This is a genomic window from Actinoallomurus sp. NBC_01490, from assembly GCF_036227085.1.
Lineage (GTDB): Bacteria > Actinomycetota > Actinomycetes > Streptosporangiales > Streptosporangiaceae > Actinoallomurus > Actinoallomurus oryzae.
The window spans coordinates 1,539,531-1,562,201 of the sequence record NZ_CP109433.1 but is presented as its reverse complement, the minus strand read 5'-3'; the positions used below and the strand labels follow the sequence as shown (position 1 = coordinate 1,562,201).

Genomic DNA, 22,671 nt, shown 5'->3' with positions numbered 1-22,671 from the left:
TTGGCGGCGATCATCTTGGCCCATCTCCGCCTTTGCCCGCCCGAAGCGGAACAACCCAGCCCTCCGGTTCGAACGCGCATGACGAACAACGACCTCCCGCAGAGTCGCCATCAAACGCTCCTCCTCGATCAACTCGGGGACGAACGGACCAAGAAGGGATCGCTCGAGCAACGCGGTATCGCCGTCATCACGACATCGGGGACCCTGGTTACGATCACTCTGGGATTCGTCGCACTCGCGACACGAAGCCAGTCCTACACACTCCAGCCAGCGGTCATGCTCGTACTCGTAATGGCCCTCATTAGTCTCGTTGCCGCATCCGCCGCCGGCCTGCTCGTCAATCTCCCTACTCGGACCCCGGTCGTCGATGCCAACGATCTGGCAGATGTCGCTATACAGGCCGACTGGAACATCACTGACCCGGAAAGCTCGCGGGCAGGTTACGAGATCCAAGCTCAGCTACTGATCGAGCTGAGGAGAGCGAACCGGAAACGTGCCCGAGCGCTGTTCCTCGCCCTCCTGCTAGAGGTTGCCGCCTTGATGCTGGTGGCGTCCCGCGTGGTGGTGTAAGTGATCGTCACCGTGTGCGGGTCAGCGAGTAATGCTGATCATGCCGTGAGCAGTGCGGGTGTTTCCACCTCCTTGCTGGCTTTTGCGGGCTGGTCGAGCAGGGCCATGGAGCTTTCGGATAGGTAGCGGCGGTCGGTGACCTGCCATTCGTCGTGGGTTTCGACCAGCACCGAGCCGGCCAGGCGGAGCAGGGCGGCGGGGTTGGGGAAGACACCGACGACGTCGGTGCGGCGTTTGATCTCTTTGTTCACTCGCTCCAGCGGGTTGGTGGACCAGATCTTCTTCCAGTGGGAGAGGGGGAAGTCGGCGAAGGCGGTCACGTCATCGGCCGCCTCGGTGAGCATGGTCTCGACCTTGGGGAGCTGACGGCCGAGCATGCCGGCGATGGTGGTGAGTTGCTCACGGACGTGATCAGGGTCGGGCTGGGCGAAGATGGTGCGGATCGCAGCGGCGACCATCTCGGCGTGGCCTTTGGGGACCTGGGCCAAGACGTTGCGCAGGAAGTGAACCCGGCAGCGTTGCCAGGCCGCGCCGAGCAGCACGGCCTGGATCGCGGTTTTGAGGCCGGCGTGGGCGTCGCTGATGACCAGCTGCACTCCGTGCAGCCCGCGGGTCTTCAAGGTGCGCAGGAACGCGGTCCAAAACGCGCCGTCTTCGCTGTCGCCGACGTCGAAGCCGAGGACTTCGCGGCGTCCGTCGGCGGCCACGCCGGTCGCGACCACGACGGCTTGGGAGACCACCCGATGGTCGACCCGGGCCTTGCAGTAGGTCGCGTCCAAGAACACGTAGCGGAACGGCTGATCGGCCAACGACCGGTCGCGGAACGCCGCGACCTCGACGTCGAGCTCGGCGCAGATCCTGCTCACTTCGGATTTGGAGATGCCGGTGTCGGCACCCAACGCTTTGACCAGGTCATCGACCTTGCGGGTGGAGGTGCCGTGCAGGTAGGCCTCCATGATCACGGCGAACAGTGACTGGTCGACCCGCCGGCGGCGTTCCAGCAGGGAGGGGAAGAACGACCCGGCCCGCAGCTTGGGGATCTGCAACTGCAGATCACCCGCGGTGGTGGTGATCGTCTTGGGCCGGTGCCCGTTCCGCAAACCGGTTCTGGCCTCGGTGCGCTCATGCGGTGCAGCACCGATCACCGAGGTCAGCTCCGCCTCGATCAGAGCCTGGTAGATCGTGGTGGCCGCCTGACGGATCCGGTCTTCGACATCAGCGCCTTTGAGCGCATCCAAGACCTCCAGCAGGGCAGACTGGTCCAGAGCCATCGTGTGATGTGTCCCTTTCGCGAGAACCATTGGCGTGGGTCTTGCCGACCATCACACGGTGGCTCCTTGGCGCGTGGCCACCACGCCGAGGAGCCCGATCTCTTACACCACAAGCTGGGACGTCACCTTGATGCTTATGGTCACGAGTGTCGTACTCGCTCTTTGGCCGATGCTATGACCTCAACCGGCCCCACCGCCTGAGCGACACCACCGCCGTCAAAGAATGTGCCCCTCCTCCGACAACAACCCGCGAGGGGCCCTGGGGGGCGGAGCCCCCCACATCGGGGGGATTGGGGGGTCGTCCCCCCCAAGGGGCACCAGTGGATCTAACGACCGCTTACTCGAACACAGACGACCAGCTCATAGCGCTGCTCTCAGGTCTCGATGGACGATTCACCCAGTAGAGCTGGTGACTGCCGGCCCAAACCGACGGCTGGACCGAGCGCGCGGTCTGCGGCAGAAGAGGATGATCGGTAGTCAGAGACCACCTGCCATAGTGGCGAACGGCCCATGGCAAGCCCCGCGAGCTGTATTCGCGGATATAAGCATGTCTGCGGCTGGACTCGTCAACGGTACTGCGAGAATGATCAAATGATGCTGCGTGGCTACCTCGACGGCTACGAACCTCCCGTCGACGAGTCGGTCCTGGTTGCGGCGTCCGAGTGGATGGACGATCCACGATGGTGGCCGGCGTTCCTGTGGTCGGTTGGCGGATCGCACGCTGCCGCCGGGGCCTTCGACGTCGACCCGGCCGACGTCGAAACCATGCTGGAGACGTTGCACCGCACGGAACGGTGGCCGGTGATGTCGATCAATGCTGCTGGAGACAGCCGCGTCTTCCTGGTCTGGCGTAACTTCGAGGATGACTCCGGCTGGGATTACCTGCTCACGGCAGCCGGGTCTGACACCCCGACCGAGCTGGCCGTACTGGATGGGCATTTCCGTGGGCCCGGCTTGTCATGGGCGGAATTGATCGCGATGGCCGGCCAGCCTGACGGAGAGCGTGGGCCTGCCGAACGTCTCCTCCTGCTCCTGCCGGCAGTGGGGGATGCCGACCTTCTGGCCGCCGACCTGGTGACGGCGGCCGTGGCCGCCGTCGGGGCTCGGCGTCAGCAGCAGGAGATCGCCTCAGAACTGCTACGCGCCTGCGAACGGTTCTGGGGCCGGTGCGAGTGGGACACCGTGCATGAGGTGCCGGTCTGCCTCGGACCGCACAGCCCACGACATCCGACCCGCCACCCGCTGCCCGAACTCCAGCGAATCGCGCAGGCGTTCACTGCCCGATAGCGCGTCAGGCGTGGCGGAGCGGTTCGAGACAACGCGATCCATCCGCCTGCCCACTCCGCCAGTTTCGGAATCGACACTCGCTCATCGACAGAAGAGGATGCTGCCGGGTCTCCGGCTCTGGTCTCACCGAACTCAACGCATAGTCAGACACAAGCAAAAGGCTCGGCCGTAACTCCAGTTACGGCCGAGCCTTGTTTGTGCAGTGGACCTAACTGCCGCTTACTCGAACACAAACGACGACGTCACAGCGCTGCTCTCAGGGCTCCATGGGCGATTAACCCAGCAGAGCCGGTGACAGCCGACCCGTATGGACGGCAGGATCGAGCCGCGCAGGATGTCCAGCACCGCGGTCCACGGATCGATCGACTGCCAGATAGAGGAGGCTACACCCTGTAATATCTCTACTTATGGCGAATTCAAAACTTTTCCCCTGGCAGGCGGGGCCAAAAGAGACTAGCAAAGAATTGACCCTTCCCGCCGCTTTGACCGAACTCACCCAAGTGCTCTATGCGCAAGAGCCACCGGACGACGATGTTGACAATCCTGACGAAGAGGGCGCCTATATCGACTTTGAACCGTATGAACGGTTCATGACGCCAGACGAGTTCGCGTTCGACTTGTGGACTGGCAACGATGAGGTCGATGGAAGCGAGTTTCGCATTTTCGGATCCACGGGAGCAGGCGACAAACTCGGGTTCTGGCTCGTCCGGTCCGGTTCGCCGGTCGACGAGCAGCCTGTCGTCTACTTCGGGAGCGACGGAGACCCTAGCGTGATAGCTCGCGATCTCGGCGACCTCCTCTGGTACTTCGCGAACGGGTTCCTCTACGACGCTCAGCCGAACGAGGCGTTGCGTTTGATCGCAGAGCGCCACGCTCCAGAGAGGCGTCGCTCGAATGAGGAGATCAAAGCGGCCGCAGAAGCGGAGTTCCCAGGCTTCCCTGGCTATATCCGATCGCTGTGCCGGTGACATCAGCCGCCGTACGTTACTCCCAGCAAGAACTCCCGATGTAAAGAAAATGCCCACCTACGACAACAATATGTGGGGGCGGAGCCTCCCACATCGGGGGTTCCAGGGGGTCGCCCCCTGAGCAGACAGGACGAAGGACCAATGGGAAAGGCGACAAAGTCGCCGACCACACCGGCCCCAGGTCCGCAGTGGACCTAACGACCGCCTACTCGAACAAATGACCAGGTCACCGCGCTGCTCTGGGCGATTCACCCAGGAGAGTCGGTGACGGCCAGCCCGAGCTGATCCGCGAACGGCAGAAACACGACAACGGCGCTGCTCCCCACCGCTCTCACGAACCGTGGACGAACAACGCCGTCGAACGAATGTGGCCCTCCTCCGACAGCGGCTCCGGCTGACCGCCCACCTGTTCCAGGAACGGGTGGAGAAGCTGTACGAGGCCAGGGCCGTGGTCGTCCGGGACAAGGTCATCGCCGTGCGGATCGAGGCGGGTAGTGACACGGCCCGCGAGGACTGGCGATCCGATTACGACTCGCTCACCTACGCCCCGATCGAACTGCCCGCCTCCGTGTCATCCGCGCTGGTAGAACTGCACCACCGGCTTGGTCTGGTGTACGGGGCCGTCGATCTGGCGTGCGACACCAGCGAGCGCTGGGTGTTCCTGGAGACGAACCAGCGCGGCGAATTCGGCTGGCTCGGAGAGGAGACCGGACTGCCGTTCGCCGCAGCAGTCGCCGACCTGTTGGAGAAGGGCGTATGAGCAGCAACGAGAAGCTCGCCGACCTGCTCGGGCTCACCGACTGGCGCGACGCCATGCTTCGCGTGCCGCGCGAGGCGTTCGTTCCCGACACCGCGCTGGCATGCCCGGAGGGCGGCGCCCCGTACCCGATCGACCGGCGGGCCCGGCCGGACGAATGGCGGAACGCGGTGTTCTCCGACACCGCGATCATCACCCAACGCGCGGACGGCCACGGCGACCCCAGCGACGCGACGGCCGGCCTGGCGTCCAGTTCCCTGTCGGCTCCCGGTGTCGCGTTCGCGTTCCTGGATCTGCTGTCACCGATCGGCGACGGGCACCAGGTGCTGGACATCGGCACAGGCACCGGATACACCTCCGCCGTCCTGGCGGCCCGGCTCGGCGAGGAGAACGTGACCACCGTCGAGGTCGACCCGGACGTCTCCGCACAGGCCACCGTCAACCTCACGGCAGCCGGGTTCGCACCACAAGTCGTCGTCGGCGACGGGGCGGCCGGCTGCCCAGAGCGCGCCCCATTCACTCACGTCCACGCCACGTGCGGGGTCGCTGAGATCCCCTACGCCTGGGTCGAGCAGACCCGCCAGGGCGGGGTCATCGCCGCACCGTGGCAGCCCGGACGGGCCGACGGCTTCAAGGTCCGGCTCACCAAGTCCGGTGGGGCCGCCTTCGGGAAGTTCGGCGGCCGGTGCAGCTACATGCTGCTCCGCAGCGAGCGCGCGGAGGTCATGTGGAGGGCGCACCACACCGACGAGGCCGAGGTCACCGCGACGACGATCGACCCCCGATCCGTCGACGAGGCCGGCGACGGCCTGATCCTTACGGCCACCGCGCTCGCGCCCGGCGTGGGCGTCTTCCGCAGCGTCGGAGACGACGGGTCGTTCAGCCTGCTGCTGTACGAGGTGGGGCATCCCGAGGGCTCCTGGGCGGCGTGCGACTACGAGCCGACGGACGGCACCTCCGAGGTCACGCAGTACGGCCCGCGGCGGCTGTGGGATGAGTACGCCACCGCGTACTCCCGCTGGGTCGAGCTCGGGCGGCCGGGCATCGACCGCTTCGGCCTCATCGTCTCGGTTCGGGGACAAGTCCTGTGGCTCGATGAGCCCGCCACGGTGCTCGGAACCGTCGGCCGAAATGGCACTCTGCGTGATGCGGGAACGGTCAGCCGATAGGGCCAGGCCCCGCACAGCCCGCGCTGCACGTTTTCGTGGCCGCGACCCGCTTTGATGAAGAGGACTAGGCACTGACGGCACCGAGACGGGCGGCCCCATGACAACAACCGCGGACATGCCGTGGACGGACGCTCCCCTCGTCGCACTAGACCTGGAAGGCACCGGCGCCCAAGACCGCGAGGACGAACGAATCCTTGAGATCGCCGTTGTCCCCATCACGGGAGGCCGCCCGTCTCTGCCCGACGCCTACACGACGCTGCTCAACTCCGGCCGGCGTATCCAGCAGCGCCCATGGATATCCCCTGGCCTGACCAACGCGGCACTCGCCGACGCCCCACCGTTGACCGACGTGGAACCCGAACTCGCCCGCCGTCTCAACGGCCGGCTGATCACCGGCCACAACATCACAGTGGACTGGCGGCTGCTGCACCGCTGCTGCCCGACCGTCCGGCCCGCCGGCCTGATCGACACGCTTCGGCTCGCCCGCCATGTTCACCCTGGCGACAACCGAAAGAGCCTCACGGCGCTTCTCGAACGCTACGGGCTCACCGAAGATGTCACCCAGTGCGCCCCCGATAGCCAGCCACACCGTGCCATGTGGGACACCATCGGCGTCGCGATGCTGCTGCCCACGCTCATCGACCACCTGGATGCCAACCACACACTCCCGCTCGCTGAACTGCAGCGACTGGCGGGTGTCCCCACGACCAACGACGCGGACCGCTGTGAAAGGACGAACCAGACTCCGATGCTCTGGTAACCGAGCGTCACGAGACCGCCATCCAGACGCTACGGTCACAGCCGCACCAGTGACCTCGCCAGCTGGAGGACCCTATGCACGAGCGCTACCGGTCGATCATCGATGTGCACGTCATCCTGCGACGCGGGCAAGAGATCCTGCTGCTTGAGCGGCGGGGCACCGGGTACTGCGACGGGATGCTGCACCTGCCCAGCGGGCACCTCGACGAGGGCGAGACACTCACCGACGGCGCCGCCCGCGAGGCGCTTGAGGAAATCGGCGTGCGCATCGACCCGGCAGACCTTCGGCTCGTCGCGGTCGTGCACCACCGGCAGCGCATCGACCTCGCGCGCGTTGGGATGTTCTTCGCCACCGACAGATGGGACGGCGAACCGTACAACGCCGAGCCGCACAAGTGCGGGAAGCTGCTGTGGTGTGACCCGGCCGTACTGCCCAGCAACACGATCGACTACCCCGCGACCGGTATCCGGTCCTACCTCGCCGGCGCGCCGTTCGCGGTCCACGGCTGGTAACGCCGTACCACGGTTGTACAGGTCATGTACGCTGGCGCCCGTGGGCGGGCGCATGGTCGACAGGTACGGACGCGTGGTTGAGGTCATCACGCTCAGCCGCGGCTACGGCCCGCAGCAGTGGATCCGCGGCTCGGTTCGAGGAATTCTCTTTGGCCCCGGCGACCGATACGAGCCGGCAGTCACTGCCCAAAACGTTGATGCCGCCGGTGAGATCGGGGTCCACTTCGCCAGCCCGGCATACCCAGGCGTTGGTGCTTGAGGCCAGCTTGAAAGGGCCGTTGACCCAGCCAGCCGTGGGGGCACCGTTGGAGGCTTGGCATTCTGTGCCGCGCACGGTTACCGGGTAGATGATGAATTTAAGATGGCGAACGGTCTTGCAGGTGTAGGTCGGACGCTTGTGGGGCGCAGCTGAAGCCGCAGTGTCAGGGACAAGGGTCAGCACGCACGCGGCGACGCCCAGGGTCAGGGGCAATGACAAGCGCATGACTCCCTCTCGTCGACTACCGTGTGGAGCGGTGCAGCTACTCTTGGTCATGGGCTAAGCCGACCTTACCCGACCTCGACAGCGCCCGCGCCTGGGCCACCGCCGTCACCCTCCACACCACCGAGACCGGCTGGCTGCCCAAGGACGTCGCGGCGCGCGCGGCCGAGCGTGGCCAGCTGTGGGTCGTGATGCTCGACCTCACCCACCCGGACATCGATCTCGCGGCGCGCGTGGTGGCGTCGGCCGGCGGCTGGGTCGTCGCGTACGACCACGACGCCGGGGCATAAACCGCCCGCTGACCTAATCGGCCGGGGCTGCGGCCTCGCGCAGCGCCATACGGGCCTGGAAGCGCGTCTCGCACGCCTGCATCCACGGGTGCCGGTGAAGGGCGATGGACAGGGTCTGGAAGCGCACGCCGGCGGACTCGAACGCCTCGTCATCGCCGGCGCGGGCAGCGGCCGTACGGTCGCGGTCGACAGCGAACCAGTCGCGCTGGAGTGGCACCAGGTCATCCGGGAAGTCGTACGTCACACCGGTCAGTATGCGCCTGGCCACCGACATGACGGCCGCCGCCATCCCGGAGGAGGACGGCGGCTCTCTTGTGAAGCGCTGGATAGCTCGCTTACCTTGACGCCCTGCTACACGGTCGCGCACTGGAGGACCTCGCGGCTCGTGGGCCTTACGGGAGTTCCCGCGTCTTGGCCGGCGCGTTCGCCACCAGCGCGACACCGAACGCGCCGGCGACTGCCACGACGATGTTGACCCATTCGGCCGTGGTGATCTGGTTGTCGGTCACCGCCGCCTGGATCACGGTGAACACGGGGATCGCCGCCGCGGTGACCGCCTTGGCGTACCGGAGCACGGTCGTGAACATGTGGTCCCTCCTCGGGGGATGTCGGCTCCTGGCGGACCAGGGGTCAGTACTTGAGCAGGGAAACCTTCGCCATCGTGCGCGGCCGCCCGGTGTCGTCGTTGCCGATGACCGTGATCGGGTAGGGGTTGGGGTTGTAGACGCGGAGACGGAGCCGCACATCCGCGTCCAGGCTGAACTGGCCGTGCGGCTCATCGCGGATGACTCCGTTCTTGTCCGCGAAGAAGGGCTTGTCCCAGGCGTTGTCGCTGAGCTGCGAAGAGTCGCCGTCCTTGGCCGGCGACGTCATACGGTCCCAGGACACGATCACGCTGTCGCCGGGCTGGAGGCCGTGGAACTCGAAGATCGCGTCGCAGATCGCCCACAGGCTGCCGTCGTCCTTGGAAAGGATGACGATGCTGTACGCGCCGCCGTCCTTGTCGGGCTTGAACAGGTCGTGATGGTCGGTGAACTGCTTGGTCTAGCGGAGCGCGTGACCGTCGCCGCCTGCCGGGATCGTCTGGGGTGCCGCGGTCTTCTCCGCACCGACGCTCGTCACTTGCGCCATGTCGTCTCCTTCTCCTGCTGGGGTAACGCCGATGCGCCACTGCCCGAAATCGCTGGTTGTGGCCCGGTCGTAGTCGCAGCCGACGCCGCCGAGCGTGTGTCCGTTGCTGTACTGCTGGAGCTGGGCGCCCTTGGCCCACTGGCCGCCGGACCAGGCGTAGGTCTGCCAGGCCCACGTCGCGTGGCCGCTGGAGGGCGCGCGGCTGACAGGCCCGTAGCCGCCGTAGATCCCGACCCGGTCGCGGCCGAGCACCGAGGCGGCACCGTCGAGGTAGGCGTTGATGGCGCTCTGCTGACCCGACGAGGCGTCCCAGTCCACGGCGAAGTAGACCGGGCGGCCGGCGGGCATCCCGCAGGCCTGCGCCTGGGCCTGAGCGTCGGCGGCGTCCCCCGCGCCGGCCGCTGCACCGTCCAGGGCCCGCTGGGCGGTGGTCTCCCACACGACCACGATCCAGATCCCTGCGTCGCTGAGCTGCCGCGCCTTTGAGGCGGTGAGGTTCTTGCTCGGGCTGTGGGACAGGTATCGGCACACGAACTTGACGCCGGCTGCTTTCAGCGCGGCGAGCGTGGGCCGGCCGAACGCGTAGTCGAGCCCTTCAGCCGTTGACACCGACGCTCACCACCATCGCGACGTCGTCGTCGACCACGCGCGGCCACCAGTGCGCGAACCCGGTCACCTGGCTGTCGAGCGACCGGCGGACCAGCTCGTACTTGTTGTCGTGGTTGCCCTCATACACCCACAGCGTGCGTCCCTCGCGCTTCTTGACGATCCCGACGTGGTTGTCTTCCACGCCCGTGCCCGCCCAGTTGAAGAACACGATCGCCCGCTCGGCGGGCCTGTCGTCGACGATGCCGAGGGCCCGCAGCCGGTTGTGCATCGACTGGACGTACGCGTCGGACTTGTGCAGGCCGCCGATCGCGTCCAGGCCGCCCGGCACCTTGGCGATCGCGTACAGCACCGACGAGGCGCACCAGTCCGCGTTTGCGTAGTCGTGGGTGGCTGGGGCCTGCGCGTCGAGCCACCGCCCGGGAGTGGTCGTGCCGTCGGCGGCCTCGCGCGTGCCGACCATGCCTTCGCAGATGTCGAGGATGTCGATCATCGCTACCTCTCGTGGTGAGTGCGGAGGTGATCGTCGAACCGGGCGGACAACGTGTCGACCTTCTGCTCGGTGCGCGTGACGGCGTCCTTGAGGCTCGTCCCGTGGTTGTGGGACACCTCAGCCTCGATCGCCGTCGTCTTGCTGTGGGTGTCCTCAGCTACCTGCCGGGCCTGCTGCAGGGGGGCGCCGACCTCGGCTGCGAGCCACCGTTTCAGGGGCCGCACGACGCACCAGCGGGCGAGGACACCCACCGCGGTGAGAGCACCGGCGACCGCACCGAGATAGATGATCACGTCGCCGAGCCCGCGCACCGTCATGGGCCGTCGGCCTGTCTGCCGGCCATCTCCACCACCCCCGAGTGTTACCGCCGGTAACACTATCGGCGTGGTGATCATGCCCACCAGAGCGGCCAGGCGCCGGGGCTACGATCGCCCGGGACGCAGCCGAGTGGCAGGAGCCCGACATGCCGAACCCTGAACCCGGCGGCGAGCACACACCCGTCAGCGCCCTCGCGCAGCTGAACGCCTCGATGACAGCCGCCGCGGAGGCAATCGCCGGAGCAGCCACACCAGCCAGGGCCTGCCCGGTTAAAGAGAAGGGGGCGGGGGAAGGAGCAGTTCTCCGGCCGCGCAATGCTGGGGGGTTAGGGCAGCACGAAGTGGAACGGTTGATCGGAGGCTTCGCCGTTAGCGCCGGTCAAGATCTCGATCGCGCTGCTGTCGTATACTCTGGCGTAGATCTCGCCGTGCCAATCGGCGGTTTTTTCCAGCGTGGCGAGCGGCACCGAAAACCTTTTCCACGCGCCTTCCACCAGGTGGAGGGTGTAACGGCCCGGCTCGTTGTGTGTGACAGAGGCGATTCCCGAGTTGAACCAGATGCCACCGTCGGCGCCTATCGTTGCGGCGACCTGAGGCCCGCCTGTATTGGAATCCATCTCATTCGGTTCGGGAATGGCGGGCATACCCTGTACGTCTTCGCTCATGTGTGCTTTCCTACCCGTCCCGGTTCCCGATCAGGTCATCTGATGCCCTTCTATTGCCCAGGTGGCGGGGCGAACGGTTGGTCTCACGGAGTGGGTGCGTTCTCCTTCCAATGCCCCCTCACGGGCCGAACGCCACAGCAGCCGAGCCGACAAAGTCGGGAACGGCGTCGAGACCGAGCGATGGCGCGCGATGGTGAACGGGCCCGTCTCGGCGGGGCTGGCCTGCAGTGATCGCAGCTTGGCCTTGGTGGCGGCGAGCTCGGCGGCGACGTCCGGTGCGGTGTCCCCGGCGGGTCGATCGCGCCGGGGCGGCGGCTCGTCCCGGCTGGGGCGGCCCGCGCACGGGCACAGGCCGATGACGCTCGGGAAGCACCGGGTGCGCGCCCGGGTGAACGTCCGGGACTACGACGGCGAGACCCGCGAGGTCACCCGGTTCGGCCCGACCCAGGCGGCGGCCGAGCGGCGGCTGAAGGAGGCGCTGCGCGACCGCGCCGGCGCCCCGGCCGATGGGGAGATCACTGCGGACACGAGGCTCAGTTACGCGGCCAAGCTGTGGTGGGCGGAGGCCGAGGAGTCGGACGACCTGAGCGCGCAGACGAAGGAGATCTACGAGCGCACGCTGAACCGCATCGTCAAGGCTCTGGGCGGTCTCCTCCTGCGCGAGGTCGACGTCCCGCGAGCGGACGCGTTCATCAAGTCCGTGCGGAAGAACCACGGTCCGTCGGCGGCCAAGTCCGCCAAGTCGGTGCTGTCGCTTCTGCTCGGTATGGCGGTCCGGCACGGCGCCCTCAGTGCGAACCCGATGCGTGACGTCGCGAAGATCTCGACCGGCCGACGGTCCCGGCCGCGGGCGCTCACGCCCGAGGAGGAGGCCGCCATGCTGACGAAGGTGGCGACCGACGAGACGGCGGCCGAACTCGACGTGCCGGACCTGCTGGAGTTCCTCGACGGTACGGGGATGCGGATCGGCGAGGCGCTCGGGTGCGCGCCGAGGTCATCGACCTGGAGGCCGACGTGCTGGAGGTGTGCGCGACGGCCGTTCGCCTGAAGGGCAAGGGCACGGTGCTCCAGCTGCGCCCGAAGAGCGAAGCCGGCTGGCGGGTGATCGCCCTGCCCCCTCACGTCGTCGAGCGATGCCGCCGTCGCATGGCGATGTCCTGGCCGCACGGCGACCGGGAGATCACGGTTGTCACCGGCGACGGCAAGGTCAGCCAGCGCGCGGCGGGCGACCTCGGTCTGCTGTTCCCCGGCCTGGCCGGAGGCGTACGGAACCCGAGCAACGCCAATCGGGACATCCGCGAGGTCCTCGACCGCATCGACGCGGACGCGTTCGGGTGGGTGACGAGCCACACGTGCCGCCGGACGGTCGCGACCCGGCTGGACGATGCCGGGCTGAGCGCCCGGCAGATCGCCGACCACCTCGGGCACGCGAAGCCGTTTATGACCCAGGACGTCTACATGGGGCGCAACGTGGCGTCCTCCGAGGCGGCCGCGTTGTTCCACGGGATCGACCAACCCATGCCACTCCATGAGGAGGCGTTTTAGGCTGACCCCGAGAGCTTCAGACAAACGGCGAGCAGTACCCCCGTTCGGCCAACTCTCCGCGCTCCCACGCCGAGACCGTCGGCTGGCTGGCACCCACCGCAGCCCCCAACTCCCCTTGCGTTAAGCCAGCCGACTCTCTGCGCTCCCTGATGTACCGCCCGAATGATCTACGCTCCGAACCTAGATCCATATTCAAATATCAATGCCTACTAATACCCGGTGCAACGGTTTCGCTGCCATGGGCACCAGAAGCCGCCCGGCCCCTCCGAAGAGGAACCGGACGGCCTCGTGACAGGGTGGTACTCGCTGAGCCTACCTTGCGAGATTACAGTCAAGCCCGACATTCACATATTGGAGATTCCGTGCCTACCTAGAATGCTGATCATTGCGTCGAGCGAGACGCTCAAGTGTTTCAATCCACCCGGGCAGCTTCGTTGACAAACAAGAACGGCGCCGCTTGTCCTCGCTCTCCAGAGCGAACACTAACGACGCCGTCAAAGCTGATCCCCGACCCCAGCCCGCGGGGGGGTGGGGGGGCGGAGCGCCTCACACCGGGGTTCCGGGGGTGGCGAAGCGGCCACGAAGCCACTCCAACAGTGTGTCCGTCAGGTTGGCCGGCAACGGTGGACCCTGATCGTCACGGCGGGAAAGACGATCAACGGCCAATCGTCAGGACTCCCCTTGGTCAGCCATCCAAGTTCGTCACCATCGATCGAACGCGCGAAGCCGAGGAACCGCCAGGCTTTCTGACGATCTCAACTGCTGTTGACGATCGTCACCCTGATCACCGCCTCGTCATTGAACTTAATCCCGATCGCCTGGCCGCTGCTCTCGATCTCTACACCGTTGACGAGCATCGGGGCTGCCAACAGGCCGGTGCTCCTCCTCCATGCCTTCCGGCCTTCAACATCGTCACTCAAAGGGTCACCAAGGTCGCATTCATCGCATTTTCCGCACGCCCCGCACTTAGCCGCGAGTTGCTCCTCGCGGCTAAGGAACAGATGTTGAAGGAACGCATAAGCGTACCTCTGCGCCTGGAGGGGATCGTCGCGTGTCCGAATTTCATCGTCCGGGTGCGCCACGTTCAACACTGCCGTGAACCCTGATGCATCCCGCAATAGGACCGCATTACGGGCCACGTCGAGATCGCAACCATATAGATCACCCTCGAAGATCTCGTCGACGACGCCCCTGTTGATTTTGAGGAAGTCGAAGAGCATGCGAGTAATGAAACCCGGAGAAGCCACTCCCTCCGGAGAAGCCGCACGCCATTCCTCCAGTGCCATCTCCAGCGGCTCCCACCAGCGGTAGGGATGCAGTCTCGACAAGTAGACACGGCCGTCAGTCACACGCGACGACATCTCGTCCTCAGCGAGATCAGGAAAGCCGAGCGGAAAGTGGGAGAGCTCCATCATAACGCCGCGCCAATCGCCATCGTCGGCACGACGCTCCAGTCCATTGAGGTACTCCCAAGGCGGCATATCATCCCACGTCCCGCGCCCCCATTCGATGGACGTGTGAAGTACGAACTCGTCCGCCATGGTGCGAGGCCACGGCCAAGCACCACGACCGATCCGAACCGCCATCTCCTCGAACGTATCGCCGAGCCTCTTTAGCCATGCTTGGTTTCCGTAGACTCGGAACAGCACCGCTTGAGATAGCTGCTCCGTCATGCCCGAAGCCTCCGACCAGTCCTGCCCATCAAGATCTTGGAGCGAATCGCTGGTAACGGCGAGTTGTGCGGCCGTGGCTGGCGTCAGAGCGCTCCCGTCCACTCCGAAGCATGCGTTGAGCCTCCGTACGTGCTCGGCTATCTCAACTTCCTCCCGCGCTTTCCCCTGCATTTTGCGCCTAGAGGTCTTCAGTACCCTTTCGACAGCTGCCCGGGTCTTAGCCGAAACCGACGAGGGATCGTCCTCAGCTCGCCGCCAGGTCGCCACCGAGATGCGCGCAGCCCTGGCCGCGTCCGCCTGTGTCAGGCCGGCCGCCTCTCGCGCCGCCTTCACATCCAGTCCGTCCACCATGAGCCGCTCCACTCAGCACTTATGAGCGCTTGCTGACTACTCAGCGCCCAGTAAGCGCTCAATCTAGCCCCCGGCCCGTCAAAGCACAACCGGTTGATGACCACTCGCAGGGGCGACAGCCGGTTGCCCTCACCCCCGGAGTGAGCTCGACCCGGAGCACAAGGCCGCCCACGGCCGTGCACCAGAAGCGGCGCGTCAGCGATCGCCCTCAGCTCTTCGGCTGCCACATCAGCGAGAGGGCGACCATGGGGCGTGTTCCGGGTAAGCGCCACTCATGAGCTGTTCTTGAAGTCGGTTCGATAGCAGTTCGGGCCGAGCGGAGGCGCGGGAAACACCGATGCGGTGGCGCTCAGGCCCATATCCGCATAGCGGACCAAGGCCATGCCCAGATGCCGCAACAGATCGAAGTCTCAGGTGGTGACCCGCACAGGATCGGTGTGATGCCTCCAGGCTGGCACTCCACCCTCGTCATCCACCCGTTCCCACTCCGGCGGCGGTCCCGCTCGGACATACATACTTCTTCGTCGTTGGAAAGTTCGTGGCGCTGCCACGTTCTTGCCGGAGGTGGAGTTCCCGACCGATCGAAGGGCGCGGCCATGTTCGTATCAGGGGCGGGGTTGGCTGAGCCGCTGAACCCCGGGTTGCAAGCATCGCCTAATGGCCAACCGCCGTATCGGCTGGAGTCAGCGCGGGCTGGCAGGGAGCGCAGAAACAACAACGGCGCCACTCCCCACCGCCCCGAAGAGCAGATGGACGAGCAACGCCGTCGAATGAACAAGGATGCCTCTTCCGACCCCAGCCCGCGGGGGGCTGTGGGGGGCGGAGCCCCCCACATCGGGGGGTTCCGGGGGGTCGTCCCCCCGGGCCGGCACGCGTGGACATAACGACCGCTTACTCGAACACAAACGACCAGGTCAGTGCATTGCGATCCAGGTTCGGCACCCCGCTGACGACCTCGGAGCCGTCGGACGCAAGCAGGTCGTAAGCACGTGTCCCAGCCGCGCTCGCTACGAGCGCGGCTGGGAGGCATGCGTCCCGCGACGACCGTCCGTCATGGCATGCCGTCGTGTTACACCGGGTTGGCACCCACCAAAGCCCCAGTTCAAAAAAGTAGATCCGGGTTTGGGTTGGATGGGGCAGAATGGACCGGTTGAGTCACTCATTGAGCCCGCGTATCGGAGAACTCATAGTGAACACCTTTGGGTCCAGCAGCAGCCCCCACCCGACTAAGGCTCGGCTGGGCCGAGCCGCGCTCTTCCTGTGGCAGCAGGCGCCTGTGATCAGCGACCCTCTTGTCCGCGCGGACATCGAGACGCTGCTCCTAGCCGGCCAGGCTATGGATTTCGCATCGCGACTCAAGGGCTTCAACAGGATCACCAACCCTGAGCTAGTCAAGAACTTCGCTCGCCTAGCCGGGACCTCCGAGCGGCAGCTTTACCAGGACGTGCTTCCGGTCCTGAAGAGATCTGATGTCATTGACTATGCTGTCGACGTCCACGGCCAGCTAGAGTACGTAGAAGAGCTTGTGGGCGTGACCGGGAGTATCATCGCACAGACGTTCAAGGTGCTAGACGGACTCGACCCGAACGACCACGAGATTGCCCTCCTGCACAGTATCGAAATTGCAGCTTGGGCCCCCCTCACCAGATCCCAGCATATCGACCAGATCTCGGCGCGGACAGGAGTTGGCGATGAGGCCGCAGAGCGGGGATATAACCTCGCCCTTGCGATTGGCATAAACCAGCGTATCTCTTCACGAGAACTAAACGAAGAGGTCGTCTTCAATCCGCACGTGTGGGGGACCGGACAGGTACAGATCGCCACGTTTCTGCGCAACCTTCCTCCCAGCGAGCGCGACGCTCTCTTGGGTATCTGCGAGGCGGTCACAGCAAAGCCCGGATCAACCCTAAATGCCATCGGCGGAGATTCGCGTGTCGTCACCGGTGCTCGAAAGGTAGGACTCATCCAGGCTGCTACGGTCAAGTCCAACGCGCTAGGCCGGCCGCTTAGCCAGACCTACGTCTTCTCTCCCCTCATCCAGACCGAAGATGACCACGCCACCACGACCGAGGCGCTCCATCTTCGGAAGCTCTTCTTGGCTCACATCCTATTTGGCCAGGAGAAAGCCACACTGGGATACGGACGAATCGGCAACCCCGTGGTGCTGGTAGAGAAGCTTTTGAAGCGAAAAGAAGTCGGTCCAGCGACTAACATCGGGACCGATTATCACATGCTCGAAGCCGCTGGTGTGGTAAGAGTCGAAGGAGACCCCGGAGAACGGGCGTATCTAAAACTCATCAAGGAAGACATCGTCCGTGACGGTCTAGACTGGCTGAAGGCTAGCCTGGGAAGCGTTACGGGCGGATCCTCCGAGCTGACAAGGCTTCAGAACGTCCCAGGCAGGTTCGTGACGCCCGAACGCGACCGGACTACCATCCCTGACGACGCGGCGTCTGAGGAGATCATGACGTCGACAATTCTTGAGTTGAGGAAGGAAGCCCAGCGTGCAGTCCGCTACCAGAGTCCCTTCGGCCGGTGATCGCCTCGAAGCACGAGTGGCGCAAACCTGGTATTGGGAGGGGTTCTACACGCGGAGAGGAGTAGATTTCCAGCGCTACTACCAAGAACCTCTTCAGGTCACAGATCTTGACCTTCTTGCATTCGATTTCAATCCTCAGCTGACGGTCCGTCGATACATTGGTGAGGTGAAGTCTGGAACCGGAAAAAGTGCTCCGAAGGCTCTGGACCGTATCGTATGGCTCAGCGGACTTCGTGCGCTCGTTGGGGCGGATGCTGGAGAGCTGACTATCGCGACCCAAGTCTCAGGGAAGGCTCGTGCGCTTGGCCGCGGCCTAGGCATCTCTGCGCAGACTGTCGAAGATTTCGAGCGCCGAGAGCACGACGCTGTTGGGCGGTGCGAGGAGCTTGGCTCTCAAGGCGTCCAGGCATTTATTCTCGAAAGCACGGTCCGAGATATCTGTAAAAGAGAGACCGACCTGGAGCGCGCGTTTAACTTCCTACGCGGGGAAGTGTTGTTTCTTGATCCATTCCTCGCATCCAAGCAGCTCATCGATTTGCTACGTCGGCTCCGCCAGCTTTGGACTCCCCGCCTTCATGACCACGAGGAACTTGCCTCGAGATGGCTGGCAGCTGAGGCCATGAGTGTTCTGACACTCAACCTCGTAACCATCTCCGGTGCAGCAATGACACTCGACCGCAAGGACTGGGATTCCTATGTGTGCGAGCGGCTAGCAGAGGGCTCGGTGCCGATGCATCAGATGCGTAAGCTGTCAGATTCGGTCGACAAGTTCGTCGCTGGAATTCTGGCTGCCGCCGACGCATCACCCGAAGTGCGAACGCGCGCTATCGGAGCTTTCCTCCCTGCGCCGCCGGACTACGCTGAGCCTTTCGCCGAGCTTTGCTGGCGCCTGAAGAGCGACGCCCCGGCAGCACGCGCACTTCCTCGGCAGCTTGACTTTGTCGTGTACGAACGCCTCGTTCACAAGCGAACCCCGCAGGAAGCCGCCGCTAGTCGCCTCGGCGTGAATAGGGAGAGCTCATCCCGGCTTATAAGATTGGTCAGCGGATTCGTTAGGGGATGTGACGCAAGCTTCGAAGAGCTTGAACGCGCTCTAGCCTGAAGTCTGCGTACAAAACAGTACTTAAGCCGCACATATGACCTCCATTTGTACTGCTACATTCGGCGTGCGACCGCATGCATAGGAGTGGCGTGCTCACAGCACGACCGGCAAGATAACTTGTCCTGCTCGATGCACAGTGTCCGATTATGACACTTAGCCGGCGTAACGTTGCGACGTCACACGCCAGATGAAATCACGCATGACGCCCACGTCCCTTACCTAAAGAGGTGGGCATCACGACATCCGACCACCTCCAAATTGCCCGGACATCGCGATTTCATTTCTCGGAGCAGTTACAGGGATATCGCGAGCTACCGTAGCAACAATTTGAACACCTAGATCACGAGCGGCATGCCCAAACTTATCCATTACCTCGCCAACCACATCATCGCGAAGGCCCTGCTGAATTGGATTATCGAGCAAGACAAATCCTGGCACGCGAGAAATTTCACCCAGCTCACGGGTCATCGCAAGAATCGCATACTGGTAAGCAAAAAGGAACAAAACCTTCGACTCGCCACCGAGCTCACTTTCCCATGGACCCTCGCCAACATAAAAAGTAAGGTCATCGGCAATAAGTGTTACATCACCAAAACGCCAGGGGTCTGTTTTAAGAGAACGAAGGAATGTCGTCATATGATGAGCGAATAGACTACAACGTCTCGTGATCTCTTTCTTAGACACCCCATGATGGTTTTGTGCTCTAGTCTCAGCTTCTACCAAATCTTGCTGCGCAGCCTTCAGCAATCGCTTCTGATGCTCACGCGCCCTAAGGGCATCAGACACCGCCAGAAGGGCGGCCTCTTGCTGTTCTAGGTAACTCACTTCCCCTGCGAGTGACTCTAGTTCCGCAACGAACGGCGACAGCGTCGAGGCACGCTCTTGGTTGAGCCTGCGAGCTAGGTCTTGGGCGCTTCTCTCAGTGCGGCTTATATCATCGTCAATCTCATTGAGCTCGGCGAGTGTTTTAGAGATAACGTCCTCTAGATCTTCAGTCTCAGTAGCTAGCGCCCGTTCCTCAAGCTCAATGCGGCGACGACGCGCGTCAGGCTCGACCGGCTGCTCGCAAAGAAAGCAATGGCCTGGATCTATACGATCCTGCTTAGCGACGACCGATTGTTGGCAGGACGGACATTCGTTTACAGGGACTTCGGAAAAGAGCGCCAACGCGGCACCCGCGCGTTGTAGTCGGCTAACCTCAGCCTCGACAAACTCCAGCGATTCATGATAGTTGGCAAGAGCTGATCGGATTTCCTCACGCCGAGCCCGCTTTTGCCTAAGCCGCGAATTAATGCCTGCATAAAGTTCGCCAAGCTCCGGATGGAATCCTTCGGTGCGATTCACTCCAGAGCTGACCTCTTTGCGTCGCCTTGTAAGTTCCTTCCTGCGTTCGGCTATTTCGATGCGCCGCTCGTCGATTTGCTCCAACGTGGTTTTAGGGAGGTGCGCCCGTTCAGTCACAGCATCCAGCATCCGTTGAGACTGGACGGTTATTTCCTGTAGCCGCGACTCAAGTTCAACGACTTTCCGCGCGGCCGCGCCAGCTTCAAATTCCTCTCCTGAATACAGGGACTCCGCGAATCCAAGGAAAAAGGCAAGCACAGCCTTCCGATGGTACTCCTCTTCCTTACTCGCAAAAACCTGCCAAGAATCCTCTCGCCTATACAGATGCCGAAGCATATTTCGAAAGCTAAGGGTAACTAGCTCGGTAGCTCGTCGAGCATTTCGGCCCTTCGGTATCCGAAGCGTCGGCCAGTCCAGGAACTCCATCAAGCGCGAGGCAAGCTTGGGAAGCGTTAGTTCCTCGCCATCCACTTGGACGCGACTTTGCCGCGGAAGATCCGGAAGGTCTTCCAGCGCACGCAATATCTCGTGCTCCTCAGGCTCGTCTTCCCTTGGATCAACTATTGAAAGGCGGAGACTGCCATAAATGTAGGAACTAACGACGGATGAGCCGAATCTTTCCACCGGAAGTCGGCTCTGCGAAGCACCAAGAATATAGTCTATCCAGCGTAAAAGGGTCGTCTTACCGGAGTTTCGACCGCCTCTGATGAGCGTGAAATACGGATCGAATATAATATCCTCAACTTCTCCATCTCTGCGAACCAGACTAAGGTTGCTCAGTCTGAGCGTGCGCGTCAGTCGCTCGTGATCTTCCGGCATGCTCATCAGATTTCCTCACCTAGCTCTAGGTCAGCTACTTCTTCCTGCAGCACTTCATATATAAATTCTTTAAGCTGCGTGCCAGTCCAATCTGCCATGTTCCCGCGCATTGCTCGCGCCCGTGCAACGATGGTCGCAAAGCTGGCCTCGTTGGCAAGTCTCTCTGCGTGTACTTTGCCAACTCTAGTCAGCGAAACACGCTCTATCTTCGTTCCCCCCACCCTCACTAGGCCACGAGCCTCAAGGAATGCTATAAATCGTCGATAACGTGGATCCCACGGGCCAAATAGGTATCGGATCATCGGCGCTTCCGGCTTATCAACGTCGGCGACGTATGGAGAGTCAATCTGGCCTCTTTGAACAAGTTCTTGATGCGCCCGCTCTAGGAAATGGCCATAGCGAAGGAAAAAGTCAAGCTTTACTAACTTCGTTCTTCCATCTATCCGCTTCGAGACGGCGCCGGCACCGCACTCATTCAAGAGGATTAATAGGCGCGCCGCATGAAAGTCGACAATCTCGTCTGGATCAAATTGATCCCATAGCGGAGGGACAACCCCGAGGCCCACTCGCGGCGGAATGCTTCGTGCATTTTTGCTCTTAGGCATAACGATTCACGCATCGGGCAGTGATATCATGAAGCGTTCCCATGCCGTCTGCAATACTAAGCCCTTCCTTGAAATAGTCGCCCTCTTTCATAAGGCGTGCGACTTCTGTAACAGTGGCCGCATAAGCGGCCGGACCAGCTCCGATTTCTCCTAGCTGACGTTTTGATTGCAGCAGCTCACACGCATAGTAGACGTCTTCCTGAAGGCGGCGGAACGCGTCGCTGCGACTTCCCATAGCGGCGCGCCGGCGGCGATTGTATGTAACTCGATATTGTTGCGCTTCCAGGATGCGCTCTCTTTCGAGCTTTGCGGCTGCAAGTTTTGACTTTAGGGGCTTGTCCAGCATGTTAGGAGGACTGGTAAGCTCACCGCGCGCCTGTCTTATAGCATCGCGCAACATAGGCTCGAAGTTACCACGAGTAAGACTTTGAACAGTTGGACTTTGCGAGATGTCCGCGATCTCCGATGCCAATATTTTGGCTATTGCGCATGCTTCTTCATGCAGCAATGCTTCATTCCATTTTCCGCAAACCACAGAGACCTGACTTGCGATAACAAGCATAAGCTGCTCATTGTCGCGAGCAGATACCTCGATTGTGAAGCGCCCGAGGAGCTCGTCAACCGTCTGACCGTCCTCTAGCCGCAGATCCTTCAATCTCAGTGATACATCTTGGATGGACTGAGATTTTCTTGCGGTATCTGGATCACCCTGCTCGGCCGGTTCGACAATAAAAGGCCTTAGATTGGCAGCTGTTATTTCATTTACGACGAGATGGAAGTGTACGTCTTTTCCCAGTCTCTTTTTTTCGGTAAATAGCCGACCTAGAATGCTGGTCTCCGGCTTTCCCTCGGTTTCCGGTCGGCAGACGTAACTGATGGACCATAGCGTATTCGGCTTCTCCACGGTCTTTATCTGGATGTGGCGGGTAAGGCTAGGCCGGTGCCCGCGACAAGTTACGTCCTCTTCACTTTCGGGGGTTACCTCATCCCAGGTCTCGTCTATTAGACCTAGGCAGTAGCCGACAGTCCGGAGATCCTGATAACGATAGCCACGTCGAGCTCGCCGAGCGGAGCTGCCAGGCCCAGTCGCTAGAGACATTGATGCCTTAACCCAAACGCCACAGGACGCAGCAGCTGGCCAGCGCCAGGCGCCACATCCGTCAAGTTGGTTCCACGGTCGGCCAAGCTCCGCTCCTCCACTCTCTGAGCGACAGGCACAGCGATGCGCTCAATAGCCAGATCTTGCACATACTCGACGGTGCACCACCCCCCTAGGTTGTCCTAGATAGCCCACTGTTTCCAGACTCAATCCATCTGCCGGATTCGGCTGGACCGAAACCGTTTTTGCGGAAGGATCAATGGATAGATCCGCCGAGTAACGCAAAGATCCGGAGGAATCCGTCAACATCGATCTCA

26 protein-coding genes are annotated in these 22,671 nt (G+C 62.9%); 12 read left to right on the top strand and 14 right to left on the bottom strand.

Translation table 11 applies throughout. The features are described 5' to 3' along the window. Window positions 1–78 precede the first annotated feature (78 nt). Entirely contained in the window at window positions 79–570 is a 492-nt protein-coding gene (locus OG417_RS07925) for a hypothetical protein (protein ID WP_329251882.1), read from the top strand. Between the two features lie 38 nt (window positions 571–608). On the opposite strand, the gene OG417_RS07920 is transcribed toward OG417_RS07925, so the two are convergent. Further along, window positions 609–1,841 carry an IS256 family transposase gene (locus tag OG417_RS07920; protein WP_329237621.1) on the bottom strand — a complete coding sequence of 411 codons (1,233 nt, stop codon included), beginning with the start codon at window positions 1,839–1,841 and terminating at the stop codon, window positions 609–611. A gap of 591 nt (window positions 1,842–2,432) precedes the next feature. On the opposite strand from OG417_RS07920, the gene OG417_RS07915 reads away from it, so the two are divergent. The 6 genes from OG417_RS07915 (at window position 2,433) to OG417_RS07890 (ending at window position 7,294) form a co-directional block, all read left to right on the top strand. Next, a complete protein-coding gene (locus OG417_RS07915) occupies window positions 2,433–3,128 on the top strand; it encodes a hypothetical protein (protein WP_329251878.1) in 696 nt (231 codons plus the stop codon). Between the two features lie 407 nt (window positions 3,129–3,535). Beyond that, the gene (locus OG417_RS07910) at window positions 3,536–4,096 is read left to right on the top strand and encodes an SMI1/KNR4 family protein (RefSeq protein WP_329251876.1); all 561 of its coding nucleotides are present in this window, start codon (window positions 3,536–3,538) and stop codon (window positions 4,094–4,096) included. A 367-nt stretch (window positions 4,097–4,463) separates the two neighbouring features. Beyond that, window positions 4,464–4,856, top strand: coding sequence for a hypothetical protein (locus OG417_RS07905; protein WP_329251874.1), 393 nt, complete (start codon window positions 4,464–4,466; stop codon window positions 4,854–4,856). Beyond that, a complete protein-coding gene (locus OG417_RS07900) occupies window positions 4,853–6,022 on the top strand; it encodes a methyltransferase domain-containing protein (protein ID WP_329251871.1) in 1,170 nt (389 codons plus the stop codon). The genes OG417_RS07905 and OG417_RS07900 overlap by 4 nt, the downstream gene beginning before the upstream one ends. A 97-nt stretch (window positions 6,023–6,119) precedes the next feature. Then, window positions 6,120–6,782 carry a 3'-5' exonuclease gene (locus OG417_RS07895; protein ID WP_329251868.1) on the top strand — a complete coding sequence of 221 codons (663 nt, stop codon included), beginning with the start codon at window positions 6,120–6,122 and terminating at the stop codon, window positions 6,780–6,782. Window positions 6,783–6,856: 74 nt separating this feature from the next. Further along, window positions 6,857–7,294, top strand: coding sequence for an NUDIX hydrolase (locus tag OG417_RS07890; protein ID WP_329251865.1), 438 nt, complete (start codon window positions 6,857–6,859; stop codon window positions 7,292–7,294). 22 nt (window positions 7,295–7,316) lie between these two features. Here OG417_RS07890 and OG417_RS07885 read toward each other — a convergent pair whose 3' ends face one another. Then, window positions 7,317–7,772 carry a hypothetical protein gene (locus tag OG417_RS07885; RefSeq protein ID WP_329251862.1) on the bottom strand — a complete coding sequence of 152 codons (456 nt, stop codon included), beginning with the start codon at window positions 7,770–7,772 and terminating at the stop codon, window positions 7,317–7,319. A 29-nt stretch (window positions 7,773–7,801) separates the two neighbouring features. Here OG417_RS07885 and OG417_RS07880 point away from each other — a divergent pair, with 29 nt between their 5' ends. Further along, window positions 7,802–8,065, top strand: a complete 264-nt coding sequence (locus OG417_RS07880; protein WP_329251858.1) for a hypothetical protein — start codon at window positions 7,802–7,804, stop codon at window positions 8,063–8,065. Window positions 8,066–8,078: 13 nt separating this feature from the next. Here OG417_RS07880 and OG417_RS07875 read toward each other — a convergent pair whose 3' ends face one another. The 7 genes from OG417_RS07875 to OG417_RS07845 all read right to left on the bottom strand — a co-directional run bounded on the left by OG417_RS07875 (window position 8,079) and on the right by OG417_RS07845 (window position 11,277). Further along, window positions 8,079–8,309 carry a hypothetical protein gene (locus OG417_RS07875; protein ID WP_329251855.1) on the bottom strand — a complete coding sequence of 77 codons (231 nt, stop codon included), beginning with the start codon at window positions 8,307–8,309 and terminating at the stop codon, window positions 8,079–8,081. 148 nt (window positions 8,310–8,457) lie between these two features. Further along, entirely contained in the window at window positions 8,458–8,652 is a 195-nt protein-coding gene (locus OG417_RS07870) for a hypothetical protein (protein WP_329251852.1), read from the bottom strand. Between the two features lie 43 nt (window positions 8,653–8,695). Beyond that, window positions 8,696–8,953 carry a hypothetical protein gene (locus tag OG417_RS07865; protein ID WP_329251849.1) on the bottom strand — a complete coding sequence of 86 codons (258 nt, stop codon included), beginning with the start codon at window positions 8,951–8,953 and terminating at the stop codon, window positions 8,696–8,698. Window positions 8,954–9,109: 156 nt separating this feature from the next. Next, on the bottom strand, window positions 9,110–9,805 hold the full coding sequence (locus OG417_RS07860; protein WP_329251846.1) for a glycoside hydrolase domain-containing protein: 696 nt from the start codon (window positions 9,803–9,805) through the stop codon (window positions 9,110–9,112). Further along, entirely contained in the window at window positions 9,792–10,295 is a 504-nt protein-coding gene (locus tag OG417_RS07855; RefSeq protein WP_329251843.1) for a CHAP domain-containing protein, read from the bottom strand. Before OG417_RS07855 ends, OG417_RS07860 begins: the two co-directional genes overlap by 14 nt. 2 nt (window positions 10,296–10,297) lie before the next feature. Continuing rightward, complete coding sequence (locus tag OG417_RS07850; RefSeq protein WP_329251840.1) at window positions 10,298–10,612, bottom strand: hypothetical protein; 315 nt, start codon at window positions 10,610–10,612, stop codon at window positions 10,298–10,300. Between the two features lie 326 nt (window positions 10,613–10,938). Continuing rightward, window positions 10,939–11,277, bottom strand: coding sequence for a hypothetical protein (locus OG417_RS07845; RefSeq protein WP_329251837.1), 339 nt, complete (start codon window positions 11,275–11,277; stop codon window positions 10,939–10,941). A 247-nt stretch (window positions 11,278–11,524) separates the two neighbouring features. Between OG417_RS07845 and OG417_RS07840 the strand changes: the two genes are divergently transcribed. Then, window positions 11,525–12,325, top strand: coding sequence for a site-specific integrase (locus tag OG417_RS07840; protein WP_329251834.1), 801 nt, complete (start codon window positions 11,525–11,527; stop codon window positions 12,323–12,325). Then, entirely contained in the window at window positions 12,259–12,822 is a 564-nt protein-coding gene (locus OG417_RS07835; RefSeq protein ID WP_329251831.1) for a tyrosine-type recombinase/integrase, read from the top strand. Before OG417_RS07840 ends, OG417_RS07835 begins: the two co-directional genes overlap by 67 nt. A 16-nt stretch (window positions 12,823–12,838) precedes the next feature. On the opposite strand, the gene OG417_RS54245 is transcribed toward OG417_RS07835, so the two are convergent. Next, window positions 12,839–13,012, bottom strand: a complete 174-nt coding sequence (locus OG417_RS54245) for a helix-turn-helix transcriptional regulator (RefSeq protein ID WP_442875665.1) — start codon at window positions 13,010–13,012, stop codon at window positions 12,839–12,841. Window positions 13,013–13,577: 565 nt separating this feature from the next. After that, entirely contained in the window at window positions 13,578–14,846 is a 1,269-nt protein-coding gene (locus OG417_RS07830) for a helix-turn-helix domain-containing protein (protein ID WP_329251828.1), read from the bottom strand. A 1,276-nt stretch (window positions 14,847–16,122) separates the two neighbouring features. Here OG417_RS07830 and OG417_RS07825 point away from each other — a divergent pair. Further along, a complete protein-coding gene (locus tag OG417_RS07825; RefSeq protein ID WP_329251826.1) occupies window positions 16,123–17,385 on the top strand; it encodes a hypothetical protein in 1,263 nt (420 codons plus the stop codon). Continuing rightward, window positions 17,351–18,487, top strand: coding sequence for a hypothetical protein (locus OG417_RS07820; RefSeq protein ID WP_329251823.1), 1,137 nt, complete (start codon window positions 17,351–17,353; stop codon window positions 18,485–18,487). The genes OG417_RS07825 and OG417_RS07820 overlap by 35 nt, the downstream gene beginning before the upstream one ends. 234 nt (window positions 18,488–18,721) lie before the next feature. On the opposite strand, the gene OG417_RS07815 is transcribed toward OG417_RS07820, so the two are convergent. Genes OG417_RS07815 through OG417_RS07805 form a run of 3 tightly spaced genes read right to left on the bottom strand, consistent with a single transcriptional unit; the run spans window position 18,722 to window position 22,354 of the window. Continuing rightward, window positions 18,722–20,656, bottom strand: a complete 1,935-nt coding sequence (locus OG417_RS07815; protein WP_329251820.1) for a hypothetical protein — start codon at window positions 20,654–20,656, stop codon at window positions 18,722–18,724. Next, the gene (locus OG417_RS07810) at window positions 20,656–21,216 is read right to left on the bottom strand and encodes a hypothetical protein (protein ID WP_329251817.1); all 561 of its coding nucleotides are present in this window, start codon (window positions 21,214–21,216) and stop codon (window positions 20,656–20,658) included. The genes OG417_RS07815 and OG417_RS07810 overlap by 1 nt, the downstream gene beginning before the upstream one ends. Before the next feature lie 31 nt (window positions 21,217–21,247). After that, window positions 21,248–22,354: a dsDNA nuclease domain-containing protein gene (locus OG417_RS07805; protein WP_329251814.1), complete on the bottom strand. Its 1,107-nt coding sequence runs from the start codon at window positions 22,352–22,354 to the stop codon at window positions 21,248–21,250. Window positions 22,355–22,671: the final 317 nt, after the last annotated feature.

Excerpts from the sequence above, each read along its gene's own strand:
- OG417_RS07900 (WP_329251871.1), top strand. The coding sequence starts at position 4,853 with ATGAGCAGCAACGAGAAGCTCGCCGACCTGCTCGGGCTCACCGACTGG.
- OG417_RS07925 (WP_329251882.1), top strand. The coding sequence starts at position 79 with ATGACGAACAACGACCTCCCGCAGAGTCGCCATCAAACGCTCCTCCTC.
- OG417_RS07910 (WP_329251876.1), top strand. The coding sequence starts at position 3,536 with ATGGCGAATTCAAAACTTTTCCCCTGGCAGGCGGGGCCAAAAGAGACT.
- OG417_RS07805 (WP_329251814.1), bottom strand. The coding sequence starts at position 22,354 with ATGTCTCTAGCGACTGGGCCTGGCAGCTCCGCTCGGCGAGCTCGACGT.
- OG417_RS54245 (WP_442875665.1), bottom strand. The coding sequence starts at position 13,012 with ATGGATCTAGGTTCGGAGCGTAGATCATTCGGGCGGTACATCAGGGAG.
- OG417_RS07895 (WP_329251868.1), top strand. The coding sequence starts at position 6,120 with ATGACAACAACCGCGGACATGCCGTGGACGGACGCTCCCCTCGTCGCA.
- OG417_RS07815 (WP_329251820.1), bottom strand. The coding sequence starts at position 20,656 with ATGAGCATGCCGGAAGATCACGAGCGACTGACGCGCACGCTCAGACTG.
- OG417_RS07870 (WP_329251852.1), bottom strand. The coding sequence starts at position 8,652 with ATGTTCACGACCGTGCTCCGGTACGCCAAGGCGGTCACCGCGGCGGCG.
- OG417_RS07915 (WP_329251878.1), top strand. The coding sequence starts at position 2,433 with ATGATGCTGCGTGGCTACCTCGACGGCTACGAACCTCCCGTCGACGAG.
- OG417_RS07855 (WP_329251843.1), bottom strand. The coding sequence starts at position 10,295 with ATGATCGACATCCTCGACATCTGCGAAGGCATGGTCGGCACGCGCGAG.
- OG417_RS07890 (WP_329251865.1), top strand. The coding sequence starts at position 6,857 with ATGCACGAGCGCTACCGGTCGATCATCGATGTGCACGTCATCCTGCGA.
- OG417_RS07850 (WP_329251840.1), bottom strand. The coding sequence starts at position 10,612 with ATGACGGTGCGCGGGCTCGGCGACGTGATCATCTATCTCGGTGCGGTC.
- OG417_RS07845 (WP_329251837.1), bottom strand. The coding sequence starts at position 11,277 with ATGAGCGAAGACGTACAGGGTATGCCCGCCATTCCCGAACCGAATGAG.
- OG417_RS07830 (WP_329251828.1), bottom strand. The coding sequence starts at position 14,846 with ATGGTGGACGGACTGGATGTGAAGGCGGCGCGAGAGGCGGCCGGCCTG.
- OG417_RS07920 (WP_329237621.1), bottom strand. The coding sequence starts at position 1,841 with ATGGCTCTGGACCAGTCTGCCCTGCTGGAGGTCTTGGATGCGCTCAAA.